Genomic DNA, 12,492 nt, shown 5'->3' with positions numbered 1-12,492 from the left:
TCTCCGATTAGCCTGTCATCCAAACCCTGCTTCGGCAGGGTTTTTTTGTCTTTTGCTGCCATCAGGGTTTTTACATGGCACAAATAAAGCCCGTTTTGTACGGCTGTTCAGACGATTGGTATTGCGCCTGCTACGGATAATAGCCATGACTCCGTTATCCGCAGGTTAGACATAGTGAGCGATCTGTATACCGCCGAAGGCGTCATGGACAAAAATTCTCTCTGGCTGCGCTACGTTCCGCTAGTGCGCCATGAGGCGTTACGCCTGCAGGTTCGGCTGCCCGCCAGCGTGGAACTGGACGATCTGCTGCAAGCAGGGGGAATCGGGCTGTTGAACGCCGTTGAGCGTTACGATGCCCTGCAAGGAACGGCCTTCACGACCTATGCCGTGCAGCGTATTCGCGGTGCGATGCTCGACGAGTTGCGTAGCCGTGACTGGGTGCCGCGCAGCGTACGCCGCAACGCTCGGGAAGTGGCGCGCATGATGCAGCAGTTGGAACAGCGGCTCGGCCGCCCGGCCAGCGAAATGGAGGTGGCACAGGGGTTGGATGTCTCGCTGGACGAGTATCGCCAGATCCTGTTGGACACCAATAATAGCCAGCTATTTTCCTACGACGAATGGCAGGAAGAGCATGGCGACAGCGCCGAACCGGTGCTGGAAGGTCATGAAGCTGCCAATCCGTTGCATCAACTGTTGGAAGGCAATCTGCGCCAGCGGGTGATCGATGCCATCGAGGCGCTGCCGGAACGCGAAAAACTGGTGCTGACGCTGTATTACCAGGAGGAGTTGAATCTGAAGGAAATTGGCGCAGTGCTCGATGTGGGTGAGTCGCGAGTCAGCCAGTTGCATAGCCAGGCAATCAAACGCCTGCGGGCACGTCTGGCTCAGGACAACTGAACCCCCAAGCCTGCCTCCCTAACCAACCTGATTACTGCCGCAATAAATGGACTGCAAAAGATGCCAGGAAAACAGTTGAAGAAACGGCCACTCAGCCGCTACCTGAAAGATTATAAACACAGCCAAACCCATTGTTCCCAGTGCGAGAAGGTGCTAGACCGCATGGCACTGGTGTTCCGTGGCAAGATCATCAATAAGGAAGCCATCGCCCGGATGGATCAGCCGATTGACGATCAGGTCTGGCAAAACGTGCAAAGCGAGTTGACCGCGCTATGCCGGTTTTGTAGTGAAATCTCCTGTAATAGTCACCCCAGTTACTTCGACATCATGGCGTTTAAACAGTATCTGTTTGAACAGACCGAGATGAACCACAGCACCATCCGTGAATATGTCGTGCGCCTGCGGCGCCTGGATGAAATGCTGGTGGCACACAACTATCCTGCCGATCAGTTTGCCAGCGCCTTCAACCATCAGCGTATTATTGACGATCTGCCACCGGCAGCGAGCGATAACTACCGCATTGCGCTGCGCAAATACGACCAATACCTGGCCTGGCAAAAAAGTTATTGATTGACCTGACCCGGTCGGTTGGCCGGGTTACCCTGCAGCCATCCCCACGAATAAAGAGTGATTATTCAGAGCACATCTGATAAATCTATCACTCAAACACCGTTATTTTATTCCCTGGGGGAAGTTGTGGATCTGCAACAGCAACTGGCGCAATTCCCGCGCCTGGATTTGGTTGGCTCTGCCACGCCGCTCGAAAAGTTATCCCGCCTTTCAGACTACCTTGGCCGCGAAATTTACATCAAACGTGACGATGTCACTCCGATGGCAATGGGTGGCAACAAGCTGAGAAAGCTGGAGTTTTTAGCCGCCGACGCGGTACGCCAAGGGGCCGATACCCTGGTTACCGCCGGTGCCATTCAATCCAACCACGTTCGCCAGACCGCCGCCGTGGCGGCCAAGCTCGGCCTGCAATGCGTAGCGCTGTTGGAAAACCCCATCGACACCAAAGCGGAAAACTACCTCAGTAACGGTAATCGCCTGCTGCTCGATCTGTTCAATGTTGAAGTGGTGATGTGCGATGCCTTGCACGATCCGCAGATGCAACTGGCCGATCTGGCCACACGTTTGGAAGCCCAGGGTTTCCGTCCTTATGTCATCCCCGTAGGCGGTTCCAACGCGCTCGGCTCATTGGGCTATGTGCAGTGTGCGCTGGAAATTGCAGCACAAAGCCATGGCATCAACTTCAGTTCGATCGTAGTGGCATCCGGCAGTGCCGGGACTCACGCCGGTCTGGCGGTGGGGCTACAGCAACTGCTGCCGGAGAGCGAACTGATTGGCGTGACCGTTTCCCGCAAGGTGATCGATCAGTTACCGAAGGTTGAACAGTTGCAAAAAGCGGTCGCCTGTTCGCTGAATATTGACGAGCTGGCCCCCATAACCTTGTGGGATGACTATTTTGCCCCGCAGTACGGTATGCCGAATGACGAAGGTATGGCGGCGGTGAAGCTGTTGGCGCAGCAGGAAGGTGTGCTGCTGGACCCGGTCTATACTGGTAAGGCGATGGCGGGGTTGATTGATGGCGTCAGCCAGAAACGTTTTCGCGATGAAGGTCCGATCCTGTTTGTGCACACCGGTGGGGCACCGGCGCTGTTTGCTTATCACCCGCAGGTCTGATGCCGAGCAAAGTTGTTATTCCATTTAGAACTATAGTTATTAGGTTATATTCCTTTATGAAGTATTTATGACTGTTAAAGTCATGAAATCAAAAAGATAAACAACAGATGGGGTGTCTATGGTCTTTTCAAAATTTCGTCGTCAACTGCTGCTGGGTGTGATGGCCGTGGCGCTGACCACCGGCTTGAACGTGAAAACCTACGCGGCCGATAACCTGCTCGATCAGGTCAAGCAGCGCGGCACGCTGATCGTTGGGCTGGAAGGCACCTATCCGCCGTTCAGCTTCCAGGGGGAGGACGGCAAACTGACCGGCTTTGAGGTGGACTTCGCTAATGCACTGGCGGAACATCTGGGGGTGAAGGCCAAGCTCAATCCAACCAAATGGGATGGCATGCTGGCCTCGTTGGAGTCCAAGCGTATCGATGTAGTGATCAACCAGGTCACCATCTCCGATGAGCGTAAGAAAAAGTACGATTTCTCTACCCCATACACCGTTTCCGGTATCCAGGCGCTGGTGAAGAAAGGCAACGAAGGCATTATTACCAAGGCCGACGATCTGAAGGGCAAGAAGGTCGGCGTGGGTCTGGGCACCAACTACGAACAGTGGCTGCGTGACAACGTGCAGGGTGTTGATGTACGTACCTACGACGATGATCCAACCAAGTATCAGGATCTGCGCGTAGGCCGCATCGATGCCATTTTGGTCGACCGTCTGGCGGCGTTGGATCTGGTGAAGAAAACCGGTGATACGCTGGCCGTCGCTGGCCCGGCATTCTCTCGCCAGGAAGCTGGCGTAGCGGTGCGTAAAAACAATCCGGAACTGCTGGCCGCTATCGATCAGGCGATTGCCGAAATGCAGAAAGACGGGACGTTGGCGAAGATCTCTGAAAAATGGTTTGGCGCGGACGTAACTAAATAATGCAAGAGAGTATTCAACTGGCGCTGGATTCAGCGCCATTTTTATTACGGGGTGCGCTGTTGACCCTCCAGCTCAGTCTGGGTGGCATGGCGCTCGGTTTGATCCTCGGGTTTTTGTTGGCGCTGATGCGCCTTTCGCCGTTATGGCCGATCTCCTGGCTGTCACGCATCTACGTTTCCCTGTTTCGCGGTACGCCGCTGATCGCCCAGCTGTTTATGATCTATTACGGCTTACCGCAGTTTGGCATCGAGTTGGATCCATTCCCGGCGGCATTAATCGGCCTTTCGTTAAACACCGCAGCCTATACCTCGGAAACGCTGCGTGCGGCGATCTCCTCGATCGATAAAGGGCAGTGGGAAGCGGCGGCCAGTATCGGCATGACGCCCTGGCAGACCCTGCGCCGGGTGATCCTGCCGCAGGCGGCTCGCACCGCGCTGCCTCCGCTGGGCAACAGCTTTATCGGTTTGGTCAAAGATACCTCGCTGGCGGCGACCATTCAGGTGCCGGAGCTGTTCCGTCAGGCGCAGTTGATCACTTCACGTACGCTGGAAGTGTTCGCCATGTATCTGGCGGCATCGCTGATCTACTGGGTGATGGCCACCTTGCTTTCCGCGTTGCAGAACCGCCTGGAAGCGCACGTTAACCGTCAGGATCAGGAGTAGCCGATGAGCGCCATCGAAGTCAGACAGTTGGTTAAAAAGTTCAAAGGGCAAACCGTATTACACGGCATCGATCTTGAGGTGAACGCGGGTGAAGTGGTGGCGATTATCGGGCCGAGTGGTTCCGGTAAGACGACCTTGCTACGCAGCATCAACCTGCTGGAGGTGCCGGATTCTGGCACTATCCGTGTCGGTGACATCTTGATCGACAGCGCTCGCCCGCTGAGCAAACAAAAAAATCAGGTACGAGCCCTGCGCCAGCAGGTGGGCTTTGTGTTTCAGAGCTTCAACCTGTTTCCCCACCGTTCGGTGCTGGAAAACATCATCGAAGGACCGGTGATTGTTAAAGGAGAGGCTAAGGCCAGCGCTGAAAAACTGGCGCGTGTCCTGTTGGCAAAAGTGGGGCTGAGCGGTAAAGAGCAGGCCTACCCTAAACGTTTGTCCGGCGGTCAGCAGCAGCGCGTAGCCATTGCCAGGGCGTTAGCGATGCAGCCCGAGGTCATTTTGTTTGATGAACCGACCTCTGCGCTGGATCCTGAACTGGTTGGCGAAGTGCTCAATACCATTCGCGCCTTGGCAGAAGAGAAACGCACCATGGTGATCGTCACCCACGAAATGAGCTTTGCCCGTGACGTGGCCGATCGCGCCATTTTTATGGATCATGGCCGCATTGTCGAGCAGGGGCCCGCGAAGGCGTTGTTCGCCAACCCGCAGCATCAGCGCACCAAGCAGTTTCTGGATAAGTTTCTCAATCAGTGATCTTGTCAGGGGGCAATGCCCCCTTAACCTCGTTATCCTGCCTTTAACAACTCATTACGCGCTGCGGCGGCGAGAAATGCGCTGCGGCTGCCATAGCCCGGATGCTGCTGCACCAGCGCATCAATACGGTTGAGCAACCTGTGGGGCAACGTGATATTGATACGTTCAGCCCGGCCATCAAACTTGTCCATATTAATATCCACCAGCAACCACTGGCCGCCGTTGAGAGCGTCGTTGCCCTGAGCCAGATGGAAGGACACCGCCTGTGGGCGCGGAATGACCTGATTTTCTTCACTCAATAATTCAAAGTGGGCATCCAGAGCGCTTTTGGCGGCCTGGAAGGTTTGATCGAGACTGACTTCGGCAAAGTAGCAGCCGGGCACATCGGGAAAATCGGCTGATTTTTATGCAGGCAATAAAAAACCCCGCGTCAATGCGGGGTTGGTGGTGTTACTCGAAATGTGGCGATTAACCGATCGTCATCAAGCTGGCGTTACCCCCGGCGGCGGCGGTGTTGACGCTTAATGAACGTTCGATCAACAGGCGTTCCAACAGGATATTGGTTTCACCGCGGGCAAAGCCCTGCACCGAGACAATAGCACCGCTACGTTGAGCAATCTGCTCACACAGCGTGCGCAGCTGATCGGCGTCGCCGTGATAGATGGCCGCATCAAACTCGACATTATCCTGCGCCCAATCCTTGGTGAAACCGATCCGTGCCTGTACGGCGGCTGGCAAGCTGCGATACAGCGTACGCTGCAATTCCGCCTCCGGCCACAGCGCCTGGCTGCCAACCGCCAGCACGGCAGCCAACTGGTTCAGCGCATCGGCGTTGTTGTCCGCCAGGCACAGCACGCGTTCACGTGGCAGCAGGGCGTAAGTGTTGCGTTCCCCGGTTGGGCCTGGCAGCGGACGTACGGTGCCACCCTGGCCCAGTTCGGCGTATTGTTGCGCCAGGACGGCCAACTCGCGATGGTTCTCCGCCACGGCCCATTGTTCCAAGGCCTGATGCGGCACAAGCAGCGTAGGGCGTACGGTGGCTTCCAGAGGACGCTCGTTATCCTGGCGATTCAGCGTGCGCTGCACGGCATCCTGTGGACGACTGGCCAGCAGGCGGTACAGATAGAGCGGGCCACCGGCTTTCGGCCCGGTGCCAGACAGGCCTTCGCCGCCAAACGGTTGCACGCCTACCACTGCACCCACCATATTGCGGTTGACATACAGGTTACCGACCTTGGCATGATCGGTGACTCTGGCGATGGTTTCATCGATACGCGTATGGATACCCAGCGTCAGACCATAGCCTGAAGCATTGATCTGATCGACCAACGCGCCCAGATTGGCACGCTGGAAGCGAACGACGTGCAGCACCGGGCCAAAGATCTCTTTTTGCAGCTCGTCAAAGCTTTCCAGTTCGATCAGCGTTGGCTTCACAAAGGTGCCGCGAGCCCACTCTTTCTCATCATCTCCCAGGCTTTTTGCCGCCTGATAAACCTTGCGGCCTTTGGCCCGCATGGCCTGGATATGGCGTTCAATGCCGGTTTTGGCTTCGGCGTCGATCACCGGGCCAATGTCAGTAGACAGGCGTTCTGGATTACCCATCCGGCATTCTGCCATCGCCCCGCGCAGCATTTTCAGGGTGTGTTCTGCCACGTCTTCCTGCACACACAGGATGCGCAGGGCAGAGCAACGCTGTCCGGCACTGTCGAAGGCAGAGGCCACAACGTCGGTCACCACCTGTTCGGTCAGGGCAGAAGAGTCGACGATCATCGCGTTCAAACCACCGGTTTCGGCAATCAACGGGGTTGGGCGGCCTTGAGGGTCCAGACGGCCTGCGATATTGCGTTGCAGAATGCCCGCAACGTCGGTAGAGCCGGTGAACATCACGCCGCGTACGCGGGCATCATTGACCAATAGGGAACCTACGGTTTCACCCTGGCCAGGCAACAGTTGCAGAACGCCCTGAGGAATGCCAGCCTCAAGCAGGATACGCACCGCCTGAGCGGCGACCAACGGCGTCTGTTCCGCCGGTTTTGCCAGCACGCTGTTACCGGCAGCAAGGGCGGCGGCAACCTGGCCGGTGAAGATGGCCAGCGGGAAGTTCCACGGGCTGATGCAGACTACCGGGCCTAACGGACGATGGCTGTCGTTGGCGAAGTCGTCACGCACTTGGCCAGCATAGTAATGCAGAAAATCTACCGCCTCACGGACTTCTGAGATGGCGTTATTGAAGGTTTTACCCGCTTCGCGCACCAGGATCCCCAGCAGGCTTTGCAGTTGGCTTTCCATCAGCTCTGCCGCGCGTTCTAAAATGGCGGCACGTTCGGAAGGTGGGGTGGCAAACCAGATCGGCCCGGCTGCGACGGCAGAGTCTAATGCACGGCTGACTTCACCTTCGGTGGCCTCACGCACATAGCCGACAATATCACCCGGTTCGGCTGGGTTGATCACCGGTTGTTCAACGCCTTGATCCAACGGAGCATCGATCATCGGCTCAGCACGCCATTGCTGGCTTGCGCTGGTGAGCAGGGCGCTGGACAGCGAAGCCAGCCGCTGTTCGTTGGCGAGATCCAGACCGCTGGAGTTAACGCGTTTTTCACCATATAGCTCACGCGGCAACGGAATACGCGGATGTGGCAAACCTATGCGGCCTTCGCTAGCCGCCATGGCCTCGACCGCGCTGACCGGATCGGCCACCAGTTCATCGAGCGGCAGGGTGGCATCGGCGATACGGTTAACGAATGAGGTATTGGCCCCGTTTTCCAACAGACGGCGTACCAGATAGGCCAGCAGCGTTTCGTGCGTGCCGACTGGCGCATAAATACGGCAAGGGCGGTTCAGCTTGCCGTCGGCCACTTTGCCTACCACCTGTTCGTACAGCGGTTCGCCCATGCCGTGCAGACACTGGAATTCGTACTGGCCCGGATAGTAGTTATTGCCTGCCAGATGATAGATGGCGCTCAGCGTGTGGGCGTTGTGGGTAGCAAACTGCGGATAAATCAGGTTCGGCACCGCCAGCAGCTTGCGGGCGCAGGCCAGATAGGAAACGTCGGTATACACTTTGCGGGTATACACCGGGTAGCCTTCCAGGCCATCCATCTGGGCGCGCTTGATTTCGCTGTCCCAGTAAGCGCCTTTAACCAGGCGGATCATCAGGCGACGACGGCTGCGGCTGGCCATGTCGATCACCGCATCAATGGCAAACGGGCAGCGCTTCTGGTAAGCCTGAATAACAAAGCCGATGCCGTTCCAACCGGCCAACTGTGGCTCAAAGCACAGCTTTTCCAGCAGATCGAGGGAGATCTCCAGGCGATCGGCCTCTTCGGCGTCGATATTGATGCCGATATCGTATTGGCGTGCCTGCAACGTCAGCGACAGCAAGCGTGGATACAGCTCTTCCATCACGCGATCGTACTGGGCGCGGCTGTAACGTGGGTGCAGCGCTGAAAGTTTGATCGAGATGCCTGGGCCTTCATAGATGCCACGGCCATTGGAGGCTTTGCCGATAGCGTGGATGGCTTGCTGATAGGAAACTAGGTAAGCCTGGGCATCGGCTTCGGTCAGTGCGGCTTCACCCAGCATGTCGTAAGAGTAACGGAAACCTTTGTCTTCCAGCTTGCGCGCGTTGGCCAGCGCTTCGGCGATGGTTTCACCAGTCACAAACTGCTCGCCCATCAGGCGCATCGCCATGTCGACCCCTTTGCGGATCAACGGCTCGCCGCGCTTACCGATGATGCGGTTCAGGGCGCTGGAGAGATTGGCTTCATTATGGGTAGAGACCAGCTTGCCGGTAAACAGCAGGCCCCAGGTTGCGGCGTTGACGAACAGCGAAGGGCTGCGGCCAAGGTGGGAGTGCCAGTTGCCGTTGCTGATTTTGTCGCGGATTAACGCATCACGTGTTGGCTTGTCTGGAATACGCAGCAGCGCTTCGGCCAGGCACATCAGAGCCACCCCTTCCTGAGAAGAGAGTGAGAACTCCTGCAGCAACCCTTGCACCATACCGGCACGGCCGTTGGCACTCTTCTGGTTACGCAGCTTTTCGGCAATGCCATAGGCCAGTTTATGGGTGGCCTGTGCCAGATCGGCGGGTAAACGCGCTTGTTCCAGCAGCATCGGCACAGCTTCAGTTTCCGGGCGGCGGTAGGCAGCGGTAATAGCTGCGCGAGTGACGGATTGCGGCAGGATCTGTTCGGCAAACTCAAGGAAGGGTTGATGAGACTCTTCAGGCACCTGCGGTGTGACGTCATCCGCTTCTGCCTGGCCGGCAGCGGCCAGCGTCGGGATTTCTGGCAGATCGGAACCACTCTCCAGACGTTCAAGATAATTGAAAATAGCCTGCTTGATTAACCAGTGTGGCGTGCGGTCAATCCGTTGCGCCGCGCTCTTGATGCGATCGCGGGTTGCTTCATCGAGCTTCACGCCCATTGTGGTAGTGCCCATGCCAATCCAACTCCTGTGTTTGGACCCCCCTCCCAATCTGCCAGATTAAGAGGCGAACCATCGTGTAATAAGGTTATTGATGCCGACAATATCCTGCATGTTGCAACTTTGTGCAACCTTGTTAAATATGCGCCGTGGCGAAGTGTGACTTCCATCGATTTTTAACATCTTGAGCGCTACGGATTATGGGCAGACAAGTCAGGGGCGTGGTGTGAGACTAGCTTATTTCCCTGTGTCAATCAGGGTTAAGTAAGAGGTGCAACTCGTTTCGGCTGTGACGAGTGCAACCTTGACAGCGAATAAATGTGACCTGGCGTGAGTTTCGTGTGACTTTTTTGTTAAATCTCTTGTTGGTTGTTGACTGCCTCAACTAGGATAGCCAGCGTTCAGACCATGATGGGTATAAACGCTGTTTATCCGCCACCATCGCAATGCGCCCCGTTCCGGCGCGTGGCGGGTGAAATTACTGACATAAAAATACCCGATAACTTTCAAGAGGCTGCTAACATACGGCGGCTTGAAAGGGAGAAGGGAATAAAAAGTGGAGAGTTTGAAATAATGAACACACCTATGCTGGTGACCTTCGTGGTCTACATCCTTGGGATGGTGGTGATCGGCCTGCTGGCCTATCGGGCCACCAACAACTTTGACGACTACATTCTGGGTGGCCGCAGCCTGGGCAGCGTGGTAACCGCGCTCTCTGCCGGGGCATCCGATATGAGCGGCTGGCTGCTGATGGGCTTACCGGGCGCGATTTTCCTCTCCGGGATTTCTGAGAGCTGGATCGCCATCGGGCTGACCATCGGTGCCTACCTGAACTGGAAACTGGTGGCAGGACGGTTACGCGTCCATACCGAAGCCAACAACAACGCCTTGACGCTGCCGGATTATTTCACCAGCCGTTTTGAAGATAACAGCAAACTGCTGCGGGTGATTTCCGCCATCGTGATCCTGGTGTTCTTCACCATCTATTGTGCTTCCGGCATTGTGGCCGGTGCGCGCCTGTTTGAAAGCACCTTCGGTATGACCTACGCCACCGCGCTGTGGGCCGGGGCGGCCGCCACTATCCTGTATACCTTTATTGGCGGGTTTCTGGCGGTCAGTTGGACCGATACCGTGCAGGCCAGCCTGATGATTTTTGCGCTGATCCTCACTCCGGTGATTGTGATCTTCGCCGTGGGCGGCATCGACAGTTCGATGTTGGTGATCGCGGCTAAAAACCCGGCCAATCTGGATATGATGAAAGGGCTGAATCTGGTAGCGATCCTGTCGTTGCTGGGCTGGGGTCTGGGCTACTTTGGGCAGCCGCATATTCTGGCGCGCTTTATGGCGGCGGACTCCCACCGCACCATCCGTAGCGCTCGCCGCATCAGTATGACCTGGATGATCCTCTGCTTGGCGGGGACCATTGCGGTTGGCTTCTTCGGCATTGCTTACTTTGCCAATAACCCGGATCAAGCGGGCAATGTGACGCAAAACGGCGAGCGGGTGTTTATCGAACTGGCCATGTTGCTGTTTAACCCATGGATTGCCGGGATCCTGCTGTCGGCCATTCTGGCGGCGGTAATGAGCACCTTGAGCTGTCAGCTGCTGGTTTGTTCGAGTGCGATCACCGAAGACCTGTACAAAGCCTTCTTGCGCAAAGGAGCCAGCCAGCGTGAGCTGGTATGGGTAGGGCGTGCGATGGTGCTGGTGGTAGCGCTGGTGGCGATTGCCCTGGCGGCTAACCCGGAGAACCGCGTGCTGGGTCTGGTAAGCTATGCCTGGGCCGGTTTTGGTGCCGCATTTGGCCCGGTGGTGCTGATCTCGGTACTGTGGTCGCGTATGACCCGTAACGGCGCACTGGCCGGTATGCTGGTTGGGGCGATCACCGTGATCGTCTGGAAGCAGTACGCCTGGCTGGATCTGTATGAAATCATTCCAGGCTTTGTGTTTGGCTGTATCGCCATCGTGGTGGTTAGCCTGATGGGCCGCCAGCCTTCGGCAACTATCACCAAACGTTTTGATCTGGCAGAAGCCGAGTTCAAAACGGTCTAAATCCGCCTTAATCTCTCCCCGGCAATCGGGGAGAGATCTGCTTTCCTCCTCACGACTCTCATCAAGCTGTAACAACTAGCGACATTTGATTAATAAAAATCACACTTCCGCCTCTTGTTTTTCTTTTCAGTAGAATGATAATCACTATCGTTCTGGTTTACTTTTCTTTACATTGCCGCAGCCTGGTTACTCAGCGCCAGCGGCTGACTACAAACGCCTTTTCAGGGGTTAATATTCTATGTTTGTTCCTTTCCTTATCATGTTCCGTGAGGGGCTGGAGGCTGCGCTGATCGTCAGTTTGATCGCCAGCTATCTGAAGCGGACTCAACGCGGTCAATGGCTTGGTGTGGTATGGATTGGGGTAATCGTCGCCGTTGCTCTGTGCCTGGCGCTAGGTATCTTCATCAATGAAACCACCGGCGAGTTTCCGCAAAAACAGCAAGAGCTGTTCGAAGGGCTGGTAGCGGTGGTGGCGGTGTGCATCCTGACCTATATGGTGTTCTGGATGCGCAAGGTTTCCCGCTCGGTGAAGGTGCATCTTGAAGGGGCGATCGATAACGCCCTCAACTCGAGTAAAAGGCAAGGGTGGGCGTTGGTGGCGATGGTGTTTTTTGCCGTTGCCCGTGAGGGGCTGGAGTCGGTGTTCTTTCTGTTGGCTGCGTTTCAGCAGGATGTGGGCATTGCCGCGCCCATCGGTGCGATGCTCGGGCTGGCGTGCGCCATCGTGGTGGGCATGCTGATCTATTGGGGCGGTATCAAACTGCACCTGGCCAAGTTCTTCAAATGGACCAGCCTGTTTATTCTGTTCGTGGCTGCGGGCCTGGCCGCCGGGGCGATCCGTGCCTTCCACGAGGCTGGACTGTGGAACCACTTCCAGGACATCGCGTTCGACCTCAGCAACCAGCTATCCACGCATTCACTGCTGGGCACCCTGTTAGAGGGAGTGTTCGGCTATCAGGAAGCGCCGTCGGTCAGCGAAGTGGCGGTCTATTTCCTGTATCTGATCCCTGCTCTGATTTTCTTTTTCCTGCCGCAGCGTACGGAATCCTCTGCGATCCCGGCGCAACGCAAGACACATCACTAATTTACTAGGGAATC

At 56.4% G+C, this 12,492-nt stretch carries 10 protein-coding genes; 8 read left to right on the top strand and 2 right to left on the bottom strand.

All coding sequences use genetic code 11. The annotated features are described in order from the left end of the window. Positions 1 to 174 precede the first annotated feature (174 nt). The 6 genes from KGP16_RS15890 to tcyN all read left to right on the top strand — a co-directional run bounded on the left by KGP16_RS15890 (position 175) and on the right by tcyN (position 4,917). Positions 175 to 897, top strand: coding sequence for an RNA polymerase sigma factor FliA (locus tag KGP16_RS15890; protein WP_021180968.1), 723 nt, complete (start codon positions 175 to 177; stop codon positions 895 to 897). 60 nt (positions 898 to 957) lie between these two features. Beyond that, positions 958 to 1,467, top strand: coding sequence for a flagella biosynthesis regulatory protein FliZ (fliZ, locus tag KGP16_RS15885; RefSeq protein WP_021805698.1), 510 nt, complete (start codon positions 958 to 960; stop codon positions 1,465 to 1,467). 126 nt (positions 1,468 to 1,593) lie between these two features. Further along, on the top strand, positions 1,594 to 2,580 hold the full coding sequence (locus KGP16_RS15880) for a D-cysteine desulfhydrase (protein ID WP_223499964.1): 987 nt from the start codon (positions 1,594 to 1,596) through the stop codon (positions 2,578 to 2,580). A 118-nt stretch (positions 2,581 to 2,698) separates the two neighbouring features. Further along, positions 2,699 to 3,499, top strand: a complete 801-nt coding sequence (gene tcyJ / locus KGP16_RS15875; protein WP_021180971.1) for a cystine ABC transporter substrate-binding protein — start codon at positions 2,699 to 2,701, stop codon at positions 3,497 to 3,499. Further along, a complete protein-coding gene (tcyL, locus tag KGP16_RS15870; protein ID WP_021180972.1) occupies positions 3,499 to 4,161 on the top strand; it encodes a cystine ABC transporter permease in 663 nt (220 codons plus the stop codon). The genes tcyJ and tcyL overlap by 1 nt, the downstream gene beginning before the upstream one ends. Positions 4,162 to 4,164: 3 nt before the next feature. Then, complete coding sequence (tcyN, locus tag KGP16_RS15865) at positions 4,165 to 4,917, top strand: L-cystine ABC transporter ATP-binding protein TcyN (RefSeq protein ID WP_021805696.1); 753 nt, start codon at positions 4,165 to 4,167, stop codon at positions 4,915 to 4,917. 32 nt (positions 4,918 to 4,949) lie between these two features. Here the strand turns inward: tcyN and KGP16_RS15860 are convergent, their stop codons facing one another. Then, positions 4,950 to 5,300 (bottom strand): type II toxin-antitoxin system HicB family antitoxin, encoded by a 351-nt coding sequence (locus KGP16_RS15860; RefSeq protein ID WP_223499963.1) that lies wholly within the window; start codon positions 5,298 to 5,300, stop codon positions 4,950 to 4,952. A gap of 85 nt (positions 5,301 to 5,385) precedes the next feature. Next, a complete protein-coding gene (putA, locus tag KGP16_RS15855) occupies positions 5,386 to 9,357 on the bottom strand; it encodes a trifunctional transcriptional regulator/proline dehydrogenase/L-glutamate gamma-semialdehyde dehydrogenase (RefSeq protein WP_094983053.1) in 3,972 nt (1,323 codons plus the stop codon). A gap of 558 nt (positions 9,358 to 9,915) precedes the next feature. On the opposite strand from putA, the gene putP reads away from it, so the two are divergent. Both putP and efeU read left to right on the top strand, forming a co-directional pair. Continuing rightward, positions 9,916 to 11,394, top strand: coding sequence for a sodium/proline symporter PutP (gene putP / locus KGP16_RS15850; RefSeq protein WP_094983052.1), 1,479 nt, complete (start codon positions 9,916 to 9,918; stop codon positions 11,392 to 11,394). 238 nt (positions 11,395 to 11,632) lie between these two features. Further along, complete coding sequence (gene efeU / locus KGP16_RS15845; protein ID WP_037375394.1) at positions 11,633 to 12,478, top strand: iron uptake transporter permease EfeU; 846 nt, start codon at positions 11,633 to 11,635, stop codon at positions 12,476 to 12,478. The last annotated feature ends 14 nt before the right edge of the window (positions 12,479 to 12,492 follow it).

Source organism: Serratia sp. JSRIV006 (assembly GCF_019968685.1).
In the GTDB taxonomy this organism is placed as follows: Bacteria; Pseudomonadota; Gammaproteobacteria; order Enterobacterales; family Enterobacteriaceae; genus Chania; species Chania fonticola_B.
Note: the sequence above shows the minus strand (reverse complement) of the source record. Positions and strands in the feature narration are given on the sequence as shown.